The 18,106-nt window shown below is 60.7% G+C and carries 17 protein-coding genes; 9 read left to right on the forward strand and 8 right to left on the reverse strand.

Going from position 1 to position 18,106, the window contains the following annotated elements:
* The coding region (locus PMI11_RS33760) for an acyl-CoA dehydrogenase family protein (RefSeq protein WP_007826600.1) at positions 1–301 on the forward strand (301 nt) is incomplete at its 5' end.
* A gap of 71 nt (positions 302–372) precedes the next feature.
* Here the strand turns inward: PMI11_RS33760 and PMI11_RS33765 are convergent.
* Complete coding sequence (locus tag PMI11_RS33765; RefSeq protein WP_007826602.1) at positions 373–1,590, reverse strand: SfnB family sulfur acquisition oxidoreductase; 1,218 nt, start codon at positions 1,588–1,590, stop codon at positions 373–375.
* Positions 1,591–1,900: 310 nt separating this feature from the next.
* On the opposite strand from PMI11_RS33765, the gene PMI11_RS33770 reads away from it, so the two are divergent.
* The gene (locus PMI11_RS33770; RefSeq protein ID WP_007826604.1) at positions 1,901–3,229 is read left to right on the forward strand and encodes an LLM class flavin-dependent oxidoreductase; all 1,329 of its coding nucleotides are present in this window, start codon (positions 1,901–1,903) and stop codon (positions 3,227–3,229) included.
* On the opposite strand, the gene PMI11_RS33775 is transcribed toward PMI11_RS33770, so the two are convergent.
* Entirely contained in the window at positions 3,226–4,002 is a 777-nt protein-coding gene (locus PMI11_RS33775; protein WP_007826606.1) for a class I SAM-dependent methyltransferase, read from the reverse strand. The genes PMI11_RS33770 and PMI11_RS33775 overlap by 4 nt on opposite strands.
* A gap of 174 nt (positions 4,003–4,176) precedes the next feature.
* On the opposite strand from PMI11_RS33775, the gene PMI11_RS33780 reads away from it, so the two are divergent.
* On the forward strand, positions 4,177–5,091 hold the full coding sequence (locus PMI11_RS33780) for a LysR family transcriptional regulator (protein ID WP_007826608.1): 915 nt from the start codon (positions 4,177–4,179) through the stop codon (positions 5,089–5,091).
* On the opposite strand, the gene PMI11_RS33785 is transcribed toward PMI11_RS33780, so the two are convergent.
* From PMI11_RS33785 to PMI11_RS33800, 5 genes are all read right to left on the reverse strand, one after another.
* Positions 5,081–5,410, reverse strand: a complete 330-nt coding sequence (locus PMI11_RS33785) for a DUF6665 family protein (protein ID WP_007826610.1) — start codon at positions 5,408–5,410, stop codon at positions 5,081–5,083. The genes PMI11_RS33780 and PMI11_RS33785 overlap by 11 nt on opposite strands.
* Before the next feature lie 19 nt (positions 5,411–5,429).
* Complete coding sequence (locus PMI11_RS37855; protein WP_007826612.1) at positions 5,430–5,582, reverse strand: hypothetical protein; 153 nt, start codon at positions 5,580–5,582, stop codon at positions 5,430–5,432.
* Between the two features lie 133 nt (positions 5,583–5,715).
* Entirely contained in the window at positions 5,716–6,357 is a 642-nt protein-coding gene (locus PMI11_RS33790) for a ThuA domain-containing protein (RefSeq protein ID WP_007826614.1), read from the reverse strand.
* Positions 6,358–6,376: 19 nt separating this feature from the next.
* Positions 6,377–7,480 carry a Gfo/Idh/MocA family protein gene (locus PMI11_RS33795; protein WP_007826615.1) on the reverse strand — a complete coding sequence of 368 codons (1,104 nt, stop codon included), beginning with the start codon at positions 7,478–7,480 and terminating at the stop codon, positions 6,377–6,379.
* Between the two features lie 31 nt (positions 7,481–7,511).
* Entirely contained in the window at positions 7,512–8,711 is a 1,200-nt protein-coding gene (locus PMI11_RS33800; RefSeq protein WP_007826618.1) for an ROK family transcriptional regulator, read from the reverse strand.
* A 204-nt stretch (positions 8,712–8,915) separates the two neighbouring features.
* On the opposite strand from PMI11_RS33800, the gene PMI11_RS33805 reads away from it, so the two are divergent.
* From PMI11_RS33805 to ugpC, 4 genes are all read left to right on the forward strand, one after another.
* Entirely contained in the window at positions 8,916–10,217 is a 1,302-nt protein-coding gene (locus PMI11_RS33805; RefSeq protein ID WP_007826620.1) for an ABC transporter substrate-binding protein, read from the forward strand.
* An 81-nt stretch (positions 10,218–10,298) separates the two neighbouring features.
* Positions 10,299–11,237 (forward strand): carbohydrate ABC transporter permease, encoded by a 939-nt coding sequence (locus PMI11_RS33810; protein ID WP_007826623.1) that lies wholly within the window; start codon positions 10,299–10,301, stop codon positions 11,235–11,237.
* Positions 11,230–12,078 (forward strand): carbohydrate ABC transporter permease, encoded by an 849-nt coding sequence (locus PMI11_RS33815; RefSeq protein ID WP_007826625.1) that lies wholly within the window; start codon positions 11,230–11,232, stop codon positions 12,076–12,078. Before PMI11_RS33810 ends, PMI11_RS33815 begins: the two co-directional genes overlap by 8 nt.
* A 23-nt stretch (positions 12,079–12,101) precedes the next feature.
* A complete protein-coding gene (gene ugpC / locus PMI11_RS33820) occupies positions 12,102–13,175 on the forward strand; it encodes an ABC transporter ATP-binding protein (RefSeq protein WP_007826627.1) in 1,074 nt (357 codons plus the stop codon).
* A gap of 104 nt (positions 13,176–13,279) precedes the next feature.
* Here the strand turns inward: ugpC and PMI11_RS33825 are convergent, their stop codons facing one another.
* Positions 13,280–14,614, reverse strand: coding sequence for a dicarboxylate/amino acid:cation symporter (locus PMI11_RS33825; RefSeq protein ID WP_007826629.1), 1,335 nt, complete (start codon positions 14,612–14,614; stop codon positions 13,280–13,282).
* Positions 14,615–14,821: 207 nt separating this feature from the next.
* On the opposite strand from PMI11_RS33825, the gene PMI11_RS33830 reads away from it, so the two are divergent.
* Positions 14,822–16,699, forward strand: a complete 1,878-nt coding sequence (locus PMI11_RS33830; RefSeq protein ID WP_007826631.1) for a sensor histidine kinase — start codon at positions 14,822–14,824, stop codon at positions 16,697–16,699.
* Positions 16,696–18,063: a sigma-54-dependent transcriptional regulator gene (locus PMI11_RS33835; protein ID WP_007826633.1), complete on the forward strand. Its 1,368-nt coding sequence runs from the start codon at positions 16,696–16,698 to the stop codon at positions 18,061–18,063. Before PMI11_RS33830 ends, PMI11_RS33835 begins: the two co-directional genes overlap by 4 nt.
* Positions 18,064–18,106 lie beyond the last annotated feature (43 nt).

Consider the following 18,106-nt stretch of genomic DNA (forward strand, 5'->3'; position numbering starts at 1 on the left):
GGCCGCCGCCGCCGTTCAGGCAGGTCTCGCAAAGGGCCATGCTGTCACCGCCCGCGAGCGCGGCGAGGCGGCGGCGGAAGCCTATACCGCCAAGGTGCATGCCACCCATGTCTCGCTCGATATCACCTCGCGTGTCTTCGAACTGACCGGTGCGCGCTCCACGGCGGAGAAATATCGCTTCGACCGTTTCTGGCGCAATGTGCGCACCCACACGCTGCACGATCCGGTGTTCTACAAGGCCAAGGAAGTCGGGGAGTTCGTGTTGAACGACAAAATCCCCGAAGTCAGCCTCTACAGCTGAGCTCAGGAAAATAGGCAAAAAAGAACCCCATTTCCGGTGACGGAGATGGGGTTTTTAGTTGAGGAGAGGGTTCAGAGCGCGCCGTTCTTCGGCGGGATCGTGCCATTCAGGTGGTAATTGCCGACGACATGGTACTTCCAGCGCACGGGATCGTGCAGCGTATGGGTGCGTGCGTTGCGCCAGTGCCGGTCGAGATTGAGGTCGCTCTTGACCGCAGAGGTTCCGGCAAGCTCGAAGAGCGTGTTGGTCGCCTCGATGGCGATCTCGGTCGTCAGCACCTTGGCGGCAGCGACCGCAAGCGTGGCGTCGACGACGGTCTTTTCTGTCGTCTCTATCTGCGCCGCATCGACCTTGCGGCCGGCGCGTTCGAGGAGTGCTGCTGCAGCCTCCAGCCGGATGGCGATCTGCCCGACCTTCGAGATCGTCAGCGGGTCCTCGGCGGCCCGCTCCACACCGCTATCCATCCAGGGGCGTGACTTGGTGCGTACGAATTCGAGCGTTTCCGCAAAAGCGGCCCGCGCGATGCCGAGATCGATGCCGGCATGGACGATCTGGCCGACGGAGCCGATCGTCGTCGGCCGCTCGAAGCCCTTGTGGTGCAGAACGACGGAATCGGCATGGACATAGACATTGTTTAGGATCGTCGTGCCGCTGCCGGTCGTGCGCTGGCCAAAGCCGTCCCAGTCGTCGACGATCTCGATACCCTCGGTGCCCTTGGGCACGAAGGCCATGACAAGCCGGTCTTCCTCGTCGAGCGCGAAGACCGTGATCCAGTCGGCAAACAGCACGCCAGTCGAGTAATATTTCTGGCCGTTGATACGATAGCCGGGACCGTCCCTGACGATGCGCGTATTGTAGTGGCCGACCGTCTTCGTGCCGCGCTCCGAAAGCGCATTGCCGAAACGATCGCCGGCAAGCGCCCGGCCGAAGAAATACCGTTTCTGCTCGTCGCTGCCATCGGTGCGCAGAGCTTCCAGAATGTAGAAATGGTTCTGCGGGATCTGGCCGATCGAACCATCCGCTTCCGCCAGGATCGCGGTCACTTCAGCCAGCACGGCATTCGAGACATCGAGCCCGCCATATTGCGCGGGAACGGCAATCGCCAGCAGGCCGGATTGCGCCACTGCGTCGAGTTCGGCGAAAGGCAACCGGCGCTCCGCATCTCGCGCGGCGGCCGTGGCGGCAAATTGAGCGGCAAGCCTGCGGGCCGTCTCAAGCGCCTCCTCGTCGCTGGCAATGCGGGCGGCCACGGGCCGGATCTGGTCTTGCTGCCTGAGTACGGTCGTCATCGATTTCTCCAGTTCTGACCGTGATATGGGTGAAAGAAATCGGAGCGACAGGTAAGATTATAAATTCTATAGATGTGATAGAAAATGGAAAGTGCTTGCTTCTGCGAGGCGCGTCGGCACGGCTAACGTCTGCCCATATCCATCTCACCGGGAATTGACCGGGTTGCCGGTGAAATCGCCGCCAGAAAATGCCAATGCTGATCTCGAATTGCTGTGCGCCAACGCCTACGTAGTCCAAACAGACACGTCATTCCGGCATTAGCGTCCAGCAAAGGGCAGGCGGCCGCTTCGCCCGATCCATGAGGAAAATATGACCCGTTCACGGCAGTTGCGCCTCGGCGCCTTCATGCGTCCCGTCAGTCTGCATACCGGCGCATGGCGCTATCCCGGCTCCTATCCGGATGCCAATTTCAATTTCGCCCATATCAAATCCTTCGCGCAGAAGTTGGAAGCCGCGAAGTTCGACGCCTTCTTCATGGCCGATCACCTGGCCGTGCTCAATATGCCGGTGGAGGCGCTGAAGCGCAGCCACACCGTGACTTCCTTCGAGCCCTTCACGCTGCTGTCGGCGCTCGCGGCTGTCACCGAGAGGATCGGGCTCGCCGCAACGGCATCGACCACCTTCGACGAGCCCTACCATGTGGCACGCCGCTTCGCTTCGCTCGATCACATCAGCAATGGCCGGGCCGCCTGGAACATCGTCACCACATCCAATCCCGATGCGGCCCTCAATTTCGGCCTCGACGAGCACGTGGAACATGGCGAGCGCTACAAGCGTGCGCGCGAATTCTACGATGTCGTCACCGGCCTCTGGGACAGTTTTGCTGACGATGCTTTCATCCGTGATCGCGAGAGTGGAATTTATTTCGATCCCGAAAAAATGCATGTGCTCAACCACAAGGGTGAGGAACTGAGCGTGCGCGGGCCGTTGAACATCGCCCGACCGGTTCAGGGCTGGCCAGTGATTGTGCAAGCCGGCCAGTCGGACCCCGGCAGGCAGCTTGCCGCCGAAACGGCCGAAGTGGTCTTCTGTTCGCCGCGCGATCTCGACGGCGGCAAGGCGCTTTACGCTGACATCAAGGGTCGGATGCAGGCCATAGGCCGCAACCGCGATCACCTGAAGTTGCTGCCGGCCGCCTTTGTCGTCATCGGCGACAGTATCGAGGAGGCGCGTGCCAAACGTCTCGCCCTCGACAGCCTCGTTCACTACGATAGCGCCATTGCCTCGCTGTCGATCGCGCTTGGCCACGATGCCTCGGGTTTCGACGCGGATGCGCCGTTGCCCAAGGATATTCCCGATACCAATGCCAGCAAGACAGGCCGCGCTCAGGTCATCAAGCTGGCGCAGGAGGAAAACCTCACCGTCCGGCAGCTCGCCCAGCGTTACGGCGGCTATTCCGGCCTTGCCTTCGTCGGCACGCCAGAGAGCATTGCCGACGAAATGGAGCGCTGGCTGGACGAAGAGGGCTCCGACGGCTTCAACGTCGTCTTCCCCTACCTGCCGGAGGGGCTCGACGACGTGACCACACGCCTGGTGCCGGAGTTGCAGCGCCGTGGCCTGTTCCGCAGGGAATACGAGGGCACGACGCTGCGTGAACATCTCGGTCTGCCGCGAACGGAGAACCGCTTCTTTAGCTAGGAGCGGGCAACGATCAGGCGCAGCGAGCCTTCAAAGAAGGGTTGCGTGCGCAGATGCCCGTAACGAGCATCCCACGTGCCGTCCCTGAGATCGCGGTCCAGTTCGGCCACGAAACGTTCGCCGATCGACGGATCGACGAAGCTCCAGGCTGAGTTTGCAAGCCGGGCGCCTGGATCGAGCATAAGCTCCGGCCGACCGTAGTAGGCCTCGCCGAAACCGTCGATGCAGGCAAGCGGGATCGGCACGGGCAATATCTCGATTGTGCCGCCGAGATGATCTGCGATGGTCTGCAGGGCCGGATAGCGGCTTGCCTCGACGGCGATCATTTCCGGTGCATAATCGGACAGCCAGGAGCGTTCCAGCTCATTGGGATCGCAGCTCAGGACCAGCACCGGGCCGCGCGAAACGCGCCGCATTTCTGCAAGGCCAGCCTTGAGATCCGACCATTGATGCACAGTGAAGGTCGCCATGCTCGCATCGAAGGATTGGTCCGCGAAGGGCAGTTTCTCTGCCGTCGCGTCGATCGCCTCGGGCAGATGCGCCGGGCGCTGTGCCCGCATGGAGGCAGAAGGTTCGACCGGCGTCACCTTCCGGTCGACCGGCTCGTAAGAGCCGGCGCCAGCGCCGACATTCAGCACGGTTTCGGCATTGCCGAGCGCAGTACGAATAAACTCCGCGATATGCGGGTCGGGCTGGCGATACTTGATGTAGTTCGTTCCGATCACGCCGTAATTGGCATCGCCCGCACTTCCGTCACTGTGTCTGCTGTTCACGATCACTCTCCATAATTGCTTCAAAAGGCAAAGTTTCGCCATTGCCGGAATGCGCTGCGGTCCGGCATCTGTTGTTCCTGAAAAGGCATTCGCTAATTCGCGAGCCGCAAGAAACACCATGGAATGCAGTGTGAAAACCGATATGATCGAACAAATATTGTTCGGAAAACGCACATGGCTCGCCGCATACCATCGCTCAATGCGCTCCGCGCTTTCGAAGCCGCCGGCCGTCTCGGGCGCATGACGCTCGCCGCCGATGAGCTGAACGTCACCCATAGCGCCGTCAGCCGCCAGATCCAGCATCTCGAAAATGTGCTCGGCGTTCCCCTCTTTGAGGGCCCGAAGAACCGGCTGCGTCTGACCGAAGCCGGTTCTACACTTCTTTCAGGCCTGAATGCGGCCTTCGACCAGATTGACACGTCGGTCCGCGCGGTGGCCGATACCGAGGATGGTGCGCTTGATGTATCCTGCCCCGGAACCTTCACCATGCGCTGGCTGATCCCAAGGCTCTATCGGTTTCAGGCGGAATATCCTGATATCGATGTGCGTCTGACCGCCTCTTCACGTCCGGTGGATTTTGCCCGCGACAGCTTCGATGTCGCTATCCGCGTTGGAACAGCACCCTGGCCAGCCGGCGCGGATGTCATCCCGCTCTTTCCCGAGCAGACTGGTACCGTGCTTTCGCCGGCATTGGCGGAAATTGTCGGTGAGCGCTTCACAGGTGCCGCTCGGCTTCATACCCGCAGCCGTCTACGCGCCTGGGGTGACTGGCTCGCTCGCTCGGGCATCGCCGTCGAAGCCGGCAGCCGTGTCGAATACGAGCATTTCTATTTCATGCTGGAGGCGGCCAATGCCGGGCTTGGCGTCTGCGTCGTGCCCTGGCCCTATGTGACGGATGATGTCCGCTTTGGCAGGCTGGCGGCGCCGCATGGATTTCTGGAAAGCGGCCACGAATACGTGGCCTTGCGCCGCGCGAGGCGAAACCGCAAATCCTCGCTCTTTTGCGAATGGCTGGAAAAAGAGGCACGCGCATTCGTCCTCTCGTATCCGGCGCCAGCGACACAGAGCCAGACTGCCGCTATTTCCTGATGACGCCAACCCGCGCCAGCACTTCACCGGGAATGGCGTAGCGCTGGATGATATCCTTATTGTTACGCAGCCCGCAGATCTCGCGCTGGACGAAGAGCGCCCAAACTGCATCGGACGCCTCGTTGATCAACGTTTCGCGCTGCTCGGCGCTATGACGATCGGGATTCCAGGCCTTCAAGGCAGAGAGGGCCGATTCGACTTTGAGACCGTTGCGTCCGAGTGAACTGGCGCGCTCCGACATGAGCTCGTATTCGAGTACATTCACCCCGCCTTCGGACGAAAAGGATTGCCTGAAGGATTGTGGCGGGCGAACGCTCATCGGACGATCCCTCGCTGGATTATTGCGGCGGCACGCCGGTGACCTGGACATAGACCCAGGCCAATGCAAACACGATGATCACCGCAGCGATGATCACGAGCTTGCGGAGCATGGGATTGGGGGCTTTCGGCGGGGGCTTCGGCTTGCGAAACTTGATAACGTTATCGCTCATTGTCTTACTGTCTGGTTCGTTCTTCCCACAGCAGTAACGCATATCGACGGGTTTGGCACCCGTGTCGTGCCCAAATATGCACTTTTCATATGAGGCTGCCGGCGAGACACCGGCAGCCTTTAATTCGGAGCGATCAGCGGGCCGCCCAGTTGGCGCCGCGGCGGAAGATTGTCTTCATCTGCGGCACGTCGAATTCCTTGGCGATATGGCCGAGCGAGGAATAGAAGACGCGGCCCTTACCGTATTTCCGCTTCCAGACGACCGGCATCGTCACGCCATCGATCCAGTAAGCATGTTCGCCGTTGAACGTGGTCGTCGCCAGCACCTCGTTTGAGGGGTCGACATGCATGTAATACTGCTCGGAATTATAAGGGAAATCGGTGATCCCCTCCATCAATGGGTCATCCGGCCGCGTGATGTTGACCGTGTAGTTGATGATGTTGCCGGGATGAGCAACCCATTGGCCGCCGATGATGAACTGGTATTCGGTCGAATCGCGGAAGCTATCGCCGGCGCCACCGTGATAGCCGGCAATGCCGACGCCGCTTTCGATCGCGGCGGCGAGGTTCTTCACCTCTTCCTTCTCGATCTTCGACATGGTGATGACGGGAACGATCAGGCTCAGATCATGGATCGACGGGTCGGCGAAAGCCTCCGTGCTGTGCTCCACATAGACCTTGAAGCCGTCTTCTTCGAGCATGTCCTTGATGATTGCGGCGCATTGTTCGGGTTCGTGGCCTGCCCAGCCGCCCCAGACGATCAGTGCTTCACGCATCGTGTATTCCTCCTGAATGTTACTTGCCGAGCAGTCCGTCGACGAGGGATTGAGAAAGCGGAGCAGGGCGCTCCGTTGTCGTGGTGAGCGCTACCGTGCTGCCGGTGTCGGATGCCTTCTGGAAGGCTTCCATCACTTCGAGCACATGCAGTGCCAGATCGCCGTTTGCGCGGTGCGGCCGGTTCGATCGGATGGCATGGGCGAGATCAGCCACACCCAGCGAGCGATAGTTGCCGTCGGCATAAGGCAGGGTCACCGGCTGGTCTTCGAACTGGCCGCCCTTCTTCAGATATTCGACCGGGCCTTCAAACCGGTTCGGATCCGGCACGATCAGCGTGCCTTCGGTGCCGTAGACTTCGAGCGGCACATGCTTGTGACCGGCCACATCGAAGCTCATGCCGATCTGCACGACGGCGCCATTGGCGAAAGCCATAACGCCGGTCACATGCGTCGGGATATGAACCGGAATACGCTCACCGTTGCGCGGCTCACTGGTGATGATGCGCTCGTTGCGCGGCGTGACCGCAAAACCGGCAACCTTGGCGACCGGCCCCAGCAGATTGACGAGGTCGGTGATGTAATAGGGACCCATGTCGAGCATCGGGCCGCCGCCGACTTCATAATAGAAGGCCGGATTGGGATGCCAGCGCTCATGGCCCGGGCACATGAAGGTCGCGGTGCCGCCGACTGGAATGCCGATGATGCCCTCGTCGATCAGCGCGCGAGCGGTCTGATGGCCGCCGCCGAGGAAGGTGTCAGGGGCAGCGCCAATGCGCAGACCCTTGGCTTTGGCGGCATCCGCCAATTTTTTCCCTTCCGCGAAATTAATCCCCAACGGCTTTTCCGAATAGGTATGCTTGCCGGCCTCCAGTGCCTGCAGGCCGACGGCGACGTGGGCCTTCGGAATGGTCAGGTTGACGATGATTTCGACCTTCGGATCGGCGAAAAGCTCGTCGACTGTCCTAGCCTGAAGGTTGAATTCGCTGGCTTTTGCTTCAGCGAGGTCGCGATTGAGGTCGGCCAGTCCGCGGATGTCGAGGATCGGGAATGCCGATGTCATCGCCTTCAGATAGGCGCCCGAGATATTGCCGCAACCAATAATGCCGATACCGACTTTTTCCATCATATCCTCCGATAAATTCAGGTTTTGCGCGTCAGAGCGCCGGCCCTGTGGTGCTCCAGGGCGATTCATAGAGTTCGTAAAGGGCAACAGCGGCCGCGCCCTGAGCCCAGAAATCGTCGGTCGAATCGTCGAAGACGAGTTCGCTGACGCCCTGCAGGGAAGGCGGGATGGCGAGCGCATAGGCGTCGCGCAGGCTGTTCAGAAAGGGCTCGCCAAGCGCAAGCGAGGAGCCGACGAGAATGACCCGCGGCGGTGCAAACAGTGTGACGATATTGGCGATTGTGAGCCCCACGGCTTCGCCGGCTCGGACTGCCGCTCCGATGAGCTGGTCATCATCGGCCTCAATCATCGCCTGTACATGGGTCATGCCGCGGCCGAGGCGCACAGCTTCGGCAAAACGCCCATCGGCCTGCCGCTCACCGAGAATCGCGCTCTCTCCCGCTTGGCTGGAAAGACGGACCACACCTTGCTTGCCCATGCCGAGGACGAGATCGCCCAGATTGTGGCTGAGGCCGCCGGCGCCGCGGAAAAGCTGGTTGTCATGGAGAACGCCGAGACCGAGCGTCTGCTCCAGCGAGATCAGCACCATGTCTTCGAGGTCGCGGGCCTTGCCGAACCAGTGATGGCCAAGCGTGATGGCATGCGCGTCGCTTTCGATGATGGTCGGCGTCGACAGGCGAGCAGACATTTCCGCAGCAAAATCAATATTGACTTCGCGAAATATCGGGCTGGAACGGATGTGGCCCGTGCGGTGCTCGATGACGCCGGGAAGTGCAAGGCAGATGCTGTCGATATCATCGAGCGACAAGCCGATATCGACGACGCAGCGCCGCACACCGTCCTCGATCAGGTCCGCAATGACCGCGATCGGTTGACGATCGATGCGGATCGGCAGCGCCAGCTTGGAGAGCACGTCGCCACGGAAATTGGTGACGGCGAAAACCATACGGCTGGCCGCGATCTTGGCACCAACCACGCGGGCGGCATCCGGATTGAGCTCCAGCATCACGCGGGGCCTTCCGCGCACGGCCTCATTGCGGATATCGCCCTCATGACGTGGCAGGATTAGGCCGTCGTCGAGCAGTGAGGCGGTGATGGCGGAAACCGTCGTAGTCGAGAGCTCCGTACGCTCACTGATCTGGATACGAGAAATCGGACCATGGCGCCGGATCGTGTCGAGCACGTTCAAGCGGTTGATCGCACGCATTAATTCGGGGTCTGCAGTCTTCATGAAAAGTAGCCAGACAATCGGTTCGTTGGGGCGAGGGGCCTAATATTTTTAACGGGTTACGAAATAAATAACAGGCAATTACGGAGCGCTGTCAAGCGAATATGACGAAAAATACAGCAATTGGGTTGACATTGGGCAAAAGCTCCGTTGAATTAATCCGCATAGGGGAAAAATTGTGAGGACATGGCCCCTGGGAGGAAAATCATGAATTTTATGTTGAAGAGCGCCGCTTTCGGCGGCAGGCGCATCGTATCCATGGCCGCGGCAGCCGGCATGTTGGTGGCAGGAGCAGGTGCTGCCTCGGCGACGACGGTCAAGTGGCTGCATCTCGAACTCGATCCGAAAAACGTCGCAGCCTGGGAAGATATCGTCAAGAAGTACGAAGCCCAGCATCCTGACGTCGACATCCAGATGCAGTTCCTCGAAAACGAGGCCTTCAAGGCTAAGCTTCCGACGTTGTTGCAGTCCGACGACGTGCCGGATTTCTTTTTCAGCTGGGGCGGTGGCGTCTTGAAGCAGCAGTCCGAGACCGGCGCGCTCCAGGATGTGACGGCGGCCCTCGATGCCGATGGCGGCAAATTGCGCAGCGCCTATACGCCAGCTTCGGTCGATGGTCTGACCTTCGACGGCAAGACCTGGGCCATCCCCTATAAGGTCGGCCTGGTCAGCTTTTTCTATAACAAGGCGCTGTTTGCCAAAGCCGGCGTCAAAGCGGAGGACATCAAGAGTTGGGCCGATTTTCTCGAGACGGTGAAGAAGATCAAGGCGGCCGGCATCGTGCCAATTGCCGGCGGCGGCGGCGAGAAATGGCCGATCCACTTCTACTGGAGCTATCTCGTCATGCGGGAAGGCGGACAGAAAGTCTTCGAAGCGGCCAAGAAGGGTGAAGGAGAAGGTTTCCTTGATCCGGCAATCATCAAGGCCGGTGACGACCTGGCCGAGCTCGGCAAGCTCGAACCTTTCCAGCCCGGCTATCTCGGTTCGACCTGGCCGCAGGCGCTCGGCGTTTTCGGTGACGGCAAGGCTGCGATCATCCTCGGCTTTGAAGCGACCGAGGCCAATCAGCGTAAGAATGCCGGTGACGGCAAGGGCCTCGCAGCCGACAATATCGGCCGCTTCGCCTTTCCGGCGGTTGATGGCGGCGCCGGCAAGCCGACGGATACGCTCGGCGGTTTGAACGGCTGGGCCGTTACCAAGAAGGCCTCCAAGGAAGCGATCGATTTCCTCGCTTTCCTGACGAGCGCGGAGAACGAGCGCGCGATGGCCAAGGCCGGCATGCTTCTGCCCGTAGCCGTCGGCGCCGATGACGGCGTCGTCAACCCGCTGCTCGCCGAATCGGCAAAACAGCTTGCCGCCTCGACCTGGCATCAGAACTTCTTCGACCAGGACCTCGGTGCAGCCGTCGGCCGCGTCGTCAACGACGTGTCGGTGGAAATCGTCTCCGGACAGATGAATTCCAAGGACGGCGCTCAGATGATCCAGGACGCTTTCGAACTGGAACAATAACCAGCGCCGCCCGGGGACCTTCCTGGCGCTCCAAGAACGGAGCGCCAGCATCGCTGCCGACGAGATACGAAAGCGGGAACCATGGCCAATATTTCAGTCCTATCGACACCAAGTGCCGCAAGGCCGGCAAGAAGAGCCGCAAACAGCAAGAGCTCGGTCGCGCACGACCGGCTGACGGTGCTGTTGCTATTTCTACCGCCGGCGCTGCTGCTCTTCACGCTCTTCGTCATCATGCCGATGGGGGAGGCTGCCTGGTACAGCCTCTATAAGTGGAACGGCTACGGCACGCCGACGGAGTTCATTGCACTCCGCAATTTCCAGGTTCTGTTCCGCAATGCGGCTTTCACCCAGGCGCTCGTCAACAACGGCCTGATCATCGTGATCTCGATCTGCATCCAGGTGCCGCTCGCCATCTGGCTGGCGACTATGCTTGCGCATCGCATTCCAGGCGTCGTGGGCTTCCGGCTGATCTTCTTCCTGCCCTATGTGCTTGCCGACGTTGCCGCGGGCCTCATTTGGCGTTTCGTCTATGACGGCGACTACGGCCTGTTTGCCGCCATTTCCAGCTTCTTCGGCTTGGCCAATCCCTACGTACTCGCCGACAAGGATGTGGCGATCTACGCCGTGCTTGGGGTCATCGTCTGGAAATATTTCGGCTTCCACATGATGCTGTTCATCGCCGGTCTGCAATCGGTCGACAAGAACGTGCTGGAGGCGGCCGAAATCGACGGCGCCACCGGTTGGCAGAAATTCCGTTACGTCACGCTGCCGCTGCTCGGCTCGACCTTGCGTCTTTCGATTTTCTTTGCCGTCGTCGGCTCGCTTCAGCTCTTCGACATGATCATGCCGCTGACCGGTGGCGGGCCGTCCAATTCCACACAGACGATGGTCACCTTCCTCTACACTTATGGCGTCATGCGCATGCAGGTGGGCTTGGGCAGCGCCGTCGGGGTGGTGCTCTTCATCATCTGCGTCACGCTCGCCTTCGGTTACAAAAGGATATTCATGCGTCATGACTGATATGAGCTCTTCCATCCGCATGAGCGTGTCCACACGCATCTATCTCTACGTATCGCTGAGCCTTATCGCCGCGATCGTGCTCGTGCCGCTACTGACGACGGCGCTCGGCGGCTTCAAGACGCTGGGCGACCTGCGCACCAACCCTTTCGGCCTGCCGACGGAATGGCAATGGGCGAACTATACGGATATTCTCTTCGGTGAACGCTACTGGCTGCAGATCGGCAATTCGCTCGTCATCGCAGCCCTCACCGTGCTCCTGACGCTGATCGTCTCGTCCATGGCGGCTTTCGCCTTTGCCCATGTCCGCTTCTTCGGCTCGTCCTTCCTGCTCAATTATTTCCTGCTGGGGCTGATGTTTCCGGCGGCGACTGCGATCCTGCCGCTCTTCATCCGCATCCGCGATCTCGGCCTGTTGAACACCTATTGGGGCGTGGTGCTGCCGCAGGTGGCCTTCGGTCTCGGCATGAGCATCCTCTTGTTTCGAAACTATTTCCGCAATCTTCCGGAAGAATTGTTCCAAGCGGCTTTCGTCGACGGTTGTGGTTATCTGCGCTTCTTCTGGCATATCTCGCTGCCGCTTTCCCGCCCGATCGTCGCCACTGTAAGCATCATCTCCTTCGTCGGCAGCTGGAACAGCTACATCCTGCCGCTGATCATGTTGAACTCGGAATCCAAATATCCCTGGCCGCTCGGCATCATGGTCTATCGCGGCGAATACGGCACCGAATGGCAACTGGTGCTGGCCTTCATCACGCTCACCATCCTGCCAACCATCATCGTCTTCTTCGTCGCCCAGAGACACATCATCGCCGGATTGACTGCCGGCGCCGTGAAGTCCTGAGCCGAACCATTGGAGGTGCAATCATGGCATCCGTTCAACTGAACGATATTCGCAAGGCCTATGGCGCCGTCGACGTCATCCACGGCATTTCGCTTGACATCGAGGATGGGGAATTCGTCGCCCTCGTCGGGCCATCCGGCTGCGGAAAATCGACCCTGCTGCGGATGATAGCTGGCCTAGAGGAGATCACGGACGGCGAGATCGCGATCGGCAGTAATGTCGTCAACAACATGACGCCGCGCGAACGCAACATCGCCATGGTTTTCCAGTCCTACGCGCTCTATCCGCATATGACGGTCGCGGAAAACATGGGTTTCAATCTGAAGCTCGCCGGCGTCGGGAAACCGCAGATCGAGACCCGCGTCGCCGAGGCTGCCCGAATGCTCGATCTCGCCCAGCTTCTCGACCGCAAGCCGGCTCAGCTTTCCGGCGGCCAGCGCCAGCGTGTCGCCATGGGCCGCGCTATCGTGCGCAATCCCGCCGTCTTCCTGTTCGACGAGCCGCTGTCCAACCTCGATGCCAAGCTGCGTGTGCAGATGCGCTCGGAAATCAAGACGTTGCACCAGAAGGTCAGGACGACCTCGATCTATGTCACGCACGACCAGATCGAGGCGATGACGCTTGCCGACCGCATCGTTGTGCTCAATCAGGGCAGGGTGGAGCAGCAGGGCACACCGCTCGAACTCTACAGAAAACCGGCCAATCTCTTCGTTGCAGCGTTCATAGGGTCGCCGGCGATGAATATTCTCGACGGTACGGTGGACGGCGAAAACGGCGAGCCGGCCGCGCGTCTTTCGGATGGTACCGCGATCCGCATCGCTGCGGACCGCAGGGTCCGTCCGGGCCAGGCGGTGACTATCGGCCTGCGCCCCGAGCATTTGACACCGGGCGGCAAGGATGGAAATGCGCTTGCCGGGCAGACCCTGCTCGTCGAGCCGACCGGCGCCCAGACGCATATCGTCTTCGATCTTGCCGGCCAGCCCGTGACGGCCGTGGTGGATGGAGATTATGCCGCCCGCTATGGCGCCCGCTTCGAAGCCAATATCGCCAGCGAGCAGGTCCATATTTTCGATCGCGGCACCGGTCTCGCGCTTTAAATCCGGGGATCACCGACAGGCTCGTCATGTTCCTTCCGTGTCGCCGACATAAATGAAATCCGCCGCCAATCACATGACTGGCGGCGGATTTGTTTGTCTCATGCTTATTCTGCGGGCTGCGCTACTGGAGCAAGCAGGCCACTGTCATCGCGCAGATTGCCGGCCATTGCCGCGGCAAAACGGGTCTGATCGAGTTCGTTTTCCCAGCGGGCGACGACGATAGTGGCAACGGCATTGCCGACGAGGTTGGTGAGCGCACGGCATTCCGACATGAAACGGTCGATGCCGAGGATGAGCGCCATGCCGGCGATCGGAACCGAGGGAACGACCGAGAGCGTGGCGGCAAGCGTGATGAAGCCGGCGCCGGTAATGCCGGCCGCACCCTTGGAGCTCAGCATAGCCACAAGAAGCAGCAGGATCTGATCGCCGAAGCTCAGATGCGTATCCGTCGCCTGGGCGATGAAGAGTGCTGCCAGCGTCATATAGATATTGGTGCCGTCGAGATTGAACGAATAGCCGGTCGGAATGACGAGGCCGACGACCGAGCGCTTGCAGCCTGCGCGTTCCATCTTGTTCATCAGGCCGGGCAGGGCGGCTTCCGACGACGAAGTGCCGAGCACCAGCAACAGTTCTTCCTTGATGTAGCGGAGCAGCGCCAGGATGGAGAAGCCGTTGTAGCGGGCAACTGCGCCGAGCACGATCAGCACGAAGAGCAGCGACGTCAGATAGAAGGTGCCGATCAGGAAGGCGAGGTTGGCGATCGCGCCGATGCCATATTTGCCGATGGTGAAGGCCATGGCGCCGAAGGCGCCGATCGGGGCGAATTTCATCAGGATTGCGACGAGGCGGAAGACCGGAGCGGTCAGAACCTGGAAGAAATCCAGCACGGGCTTGCCACGCTCGCCGACGGAGCCGAGCGCAATGCCGAAGACGACAGAGAAGAACAGCACCTGCAGGATGTCGCCCTTGGCGAAGGCGCCGACGATCGTGTCCGGGATGATGTTCATCAGGAAGCCGACAATCGTCGCATCATGGGCCTGGGCGGCATAGTTGTTGACGGCCTTCGTATCCAGTGTTGCCGGATCTATATGCATGCCGGCGCCTGGTTGCAGCACGTTGGAAACGACGAGGCCAACGACGAGCGCCAGCGTCGAGAAGACGAGGAAGTAGCCGAGCGCCTTGCCGACCACGCGGCCGAACTTCTTCAGATCGGCCATGCCGGCAATGCCGGTCGTGACGGTCAGGAAGATGACGGGCGCGATCACCATGCGCACGAGCTTGATGAAGGCATCTCCGAGCGGCTGCAGCGAAGCGCCGAGAGAAGGGTAGAAATGGCCGAGCAGAATGCCGGCAGCGATGGCGGCGAGAACCTGCACGTAGAGGTGCCGGTAAAAGGGAGTTTTGCCGCGCTCTGTAGCGGCGTTCATTGCAATATCCATGGTGTCCTCCACTATGCCGGACGCCAACAGGGCGACGGCCAAGTCATGATGGTCAAACAGCCTCCCGACTGATGAGGACTTGTTTTGCAACGCGCGTGCCAGTTTCTCGGATTTCCCTAATTGATTGATATTGTTGAATGTGTCTGGTTGAAGCAGGTGCGATAGTGCGAGTTTTCGCACAAAGTGATTTGCCGGTCGTGCGAAAACATGCACAATCCGGCCATGCTCCAGAGGACCGCAAACGAACGTTTCCTGACGCCTGAACAGCTTGGCCGACGCTCCCGGTCTGTCTGGCTGGTCTTTGCGGCGCTCGCGGCCATCCTGATCGGCACGGCCCTTTACGGCGCCGGCGTCTATGGTCGACTGCAGGCAATTGCCGCACTGGAGGATCAGGGGCAGACCGACGCCAATCTCAAGGTGGCGCTGCTGCGTGCTGTGCTGGAGGGACCGAGGGCTCTGCCGCTGCTCCTTGCAGATGACCAGCAGGTGCGAGACGCTCTGGCATCAGGACAGGGAGAGGCCGTCATGGGGCTTGACCGCAAGCTCCAGAGCCTTGTCGCCGGCACCCGCGCTTCTGTTCTCTATGTAACCGGCAAGAACGGCATCGCGATCGCTTCCAGTAACTGGCAGGAGCCCCTGAGTTTTGTCGGCAACGACTATTCCTTCCGCGATTATTTTCGCCGCGCGATGGAAACCGGTACGGCAGAGCATTTCGCGCTTGGCAATGTCAGCAACCGACCGGGTCTTTATATTTCCCGGCGGGTCGGGGATGCTGCGGCTCCGCTTGGCGTCGTCGTCGTCAAGATGGAGTTTGATCAGCTGGAATCCGACTGGCGCGATGCAGCCCGGCCGGCCTATGTCATCGATGAGCACGGCGTCGTGCTTATCACCAGCTTGCCGTCCTGGCGTTTTATGACGGCCAAGCCTCTGCCTCAAGAAAGCCTTGCTGCGATCAGGAGCAGCTTGCAGTTTGGCGAGGCGCCGTTGCTGCCCTTGCCGATCGAAGAACGGCAGGTGTTGAGGCCTGGAGCCGCAATCGTCCACGCCGTCATGCCAGGCGCTGGGGAGGGCGAGTTCCTGCGATTGCGCACGGAGGTGCCGTCGACATCCTGGCAACTCGAATATCTCGTGCCGACCGAAGCGCCGATCGCCTCTTCGGTGCGCGAATGGCGGCTGCTGACATTGGCCGCTCTCATTCCGGTGCTGGCGATCATGACCTTCCTGCTGCGCCGCCGCCAGATCGTCGTCATGCGTATCGCAACCGAGCGCGCCGCCCGCGAGGAGCTGGAGCGCCGGGTGCTGGAGCGTACGCAGGACCTGAGCCGCGCCCGTGACCGTCTGCAGGAGGAGATATCGGACCACCGCACGACCGAGGCGCGGCTGCAGGTGGTGCAGCAGGAACTGGTGCAGGCGAACCGCCTGGCGATCCTCGGGCAGGTTGCCGCTGGCGTGGCGCATGAGATCAACCAGCCGGTCGCGACCATCCGCGCCTATGCCGACAATGCCCGCACCTTCCTTAAACGCCAACAGCCGGAATCGGCCGACGACAATCTCGATGCGATTGCCAGCCTGACGGAGCGCATCGGCACCATCACCGAGGAGTTGAAGGCCTTTGCTCGCAAAGGCCGCACTGCGGCGGAGCCGATAGAACTGCGCGCCGTCATCGAAGGCGCGGTCATTCTGCTGCGAAGCCGTTTTGCCGGCCGATTGGATGCGCTCGATATCAGGCTACCTTCGGGCGATCTCAAGGTAAGCGGCAACCGCATCCGGCTGGAGCAGGTGCTGATCAACCTCTTCCAGAATGCGCTGGAAGCGCTGGAAGGCAGGGAGGGCGCGAAGGTTGAGGTCTTCTGCGAGGAGACGGACAGCGAGGTGGCGGTGACTGTGGCAGATAACGGCCCCGGCATATCGGAGGACATCCTCGGCTCGCTCTTTTCGCCTTTTAACACCTCGAAAGAAAAAGGTCTGGGCCTTGGGCTCGTCATCTCCAAGGATATCGTTGCCGATTATGGCGGTCGTATCGAGGTCGAAAGCAACGAGAGCGGCACCCGCTTTACCGTTTATCTGCAGAAGGCACAGGCATGAGTGAAGTAATCCCGGTCTTGCTTATCGATGACGACAAGGATCTCCTGAAGGCGACGAAACAGACGCTGGAGCTTGCCGGCTTTTCTGTTTCGACCTTTTCCGCCGCTACGGAAGCGCTGAAGGATCTGAACGCGGAGTTCTCAGGTGTCGTCGTTTCCGATATCCGCATGCCGCATGTCGACGGATTGCAGCTCTTTGATCGGATCCGCCGGCTCGATGAAGACCTGCCCGTGATCCTGATCACAGGGCACGGTGACATCCCGATGGCCGTCAAGGCAATCCAGGACGGGGCCTATGACTTTATCACCAAGCCCTTCGCGGCCGACAGGCTGGTGCAGAGCGTGCATCGTGCGGCCGAAAAGCGCCGGCTCGTGCTCGACAACCGGTCGCTGCGCGAGGCTGCCGAGCAGGCGCAGGGCGACCTGCCGCTGATCGGCCAGACGCCGGCCATGGAGCGCCTGCGGCGAACGCTCCGGCAGATCGCCGACACGGATGTCGATGTGCTGGTGACCGGCGAGACCGGCAGCGGCAAGGAAGTGGTGGCAAGCCTGCTGCATCGCTGGAGCCGTCGCTCGAAGGGAAACTTCGTGGCACTGAATTGCGGTGCCTTGCCGGAAACCGTGATCGAGAGCGAACTCTTTGGCCATGAGGCCGGCGCTTTCACCGGCGCGCAGAAGAAGCGCATCGGCCGCATCGAACATTCGAGCGGTGGGACACTCTTCCTCGACGAAATCGAAAGCATGCCGCCTTCCGCGCAGGTGCAGATGCTGCGCGTGCTGGAAATGCGGGAAGTCATGCCGCTCGGCACCAACGAGGTGCGGCCCGTAGACCTGCGTGTCGTGGCCGCCGCCAAGATCGATCTCGGCGATCCGCGCGAGCGCGGCGATTTCCGCGAGGACCTTTATTATCGCCTCAATGTCGTGACGATCAGCATCCCGCCACTGCGCGACCGGCGCGACGATATCCCGCTCCTCTTCGCCCACTTCACTGAACGGGCGGTCAACCGTTTCAAGCGTCCGGCCCCGCCGGTTTCGTCCGAACTGCATCGCCATCTGAAAGGCCACGACTGGCCAGGAAATGTACGCGAACTCTCGCACTTCGCCGAGCGCTTCGTCCTCGGCCTTGACGCGGCACCGGTGGGAGCGGGGCAAAACGGGGTGGAGAACAAAGATGCTCTCCTGCCTCTGCCGGCGAGGATCGACCGCTATGAGGCCGATATCATCCGCGAAACGCTGATCCAGAACAACGGCGACGTTCGCCGGACGATCGAAACCCTCGGCATTCCGCGCAAGACGTTCTATGACAAGCTGCAGCGTCATGGCATCGAGCGGGCCGCGTTCAGCTCTTCAAAGGCGGAGAGCTGACACATCGGTTACCGGCAGTGCCGAAACGGATCCGGGTATAAAC

Source organism: Rhizobium sp. CF142 (genome assembly GCF_000281145.1).
Classification (GTDB): Bacteria; Pseudomonadota; Alphaproteobacteria; order Rhizobiales; family Rhizobiaceae; genus Rhizobium.

Coding starts and splice junctions, on each gene's coding strand:
- PMI11_RS33765 (WP_007826602.1), bottom strand. CDS start 1,590: ATGACGACCGTACTCAGGCAGCAAGACCAGATCCGGCCCGTGGCCGCC.
- PMI11_RS33770 (WP_007826604.1), top strand. CDS start 1,901: ATGACCCGTTCACGGCAGTTGCGCCTCGGCGCCTTCATGCGTCCCGTC.
- PMI11_RS33780 (WP_007826608.1), top strand. CDS start 4,177: ATGGCTCGCCGCATACCATCGCTCAATGCGCTCCGCGCTTTCGAAGCC.
- PMI11_RS33785 (WP_007826610.1), bottom strand. CDS start 5,410: ATGAGCGTTCGCCCGCCACAATCCTTCAGGCAATCCTTTTCGTCCGAA.
- PMI11_RS37855 (WP_007826612.1), bottom strand. CDS start 5,582: ATGAGCGATAACGTTATCAAGTTTCGCAAGCCGAAGCCCCCGCCGAAA.
- PMI11_RS33790 (WP_007826614.1), bottom strand. CDS start 6,357: ATGCGTGAAGCACTGATCGTCTGGGGCGGCTGGGCAGGCCACGAACCC.
- PMI11_RS33795 (WP_007826615.1), bottom strand. CDS start 7,480: ATGGAAAAAGTCGGTATCGGCATTATTGGTTGCGGCAATATCTCGGGC.
- PMI11_RS33800 (WP_007826618.1), bottom strand. CDS start 8,711: ATGAAGACTGCAGACCCCGAATTAATGCGTGCGATCAACCGCTTGAAC.
- PMI11_RS33805 (WP_007826620.1), top strand. CDS start 8,916: ATGAATTTTATGTTGAAGAGCGCCGCTTTCGGCGGCAGGCGCATCGTA.
- PMI11_RS33810 (WP_007826623.1), top strand. CDS start 10,299: ATGGCCAATATTTCAGTCCTATCGACACCAAGTGCCGCAAGGCCGGCA.
- PMI11_RS33815 (WP_007826625.1), top strand. CDS start 11,230: ATGACTGATATGAGCTCTTCCATCCGCATGAGCGTGTCCACACGCATC.
- ugpC (WP_007826627.1), top strand. CDS start 12,102: ATGGCATCCGTTCAACTGAACGATATTCGCAAGGCCTATGGCGCCGTC.
- PMI11_RS33825 (WP_007826629.1), bottom strand. CDS start 14,614: ATGGATATTGCAATGAACGCCGCTACAGAGCGCGGCAAAACTCCCTTT.
- PMI11_RS33830 (WP_007826631.1), top strand. CDS start 14,822: ATGCACAATCCGGCCATGCTCCAGAGGACCGCAAACGAACGTTTCCTG.
- PMI11_RS33835 (WP_007826633.1), top strand. CDS start 16,696: ATGAGTGAAGTAATCCCGGTCTTGCTTATCGATGACGACAAGGATCTC.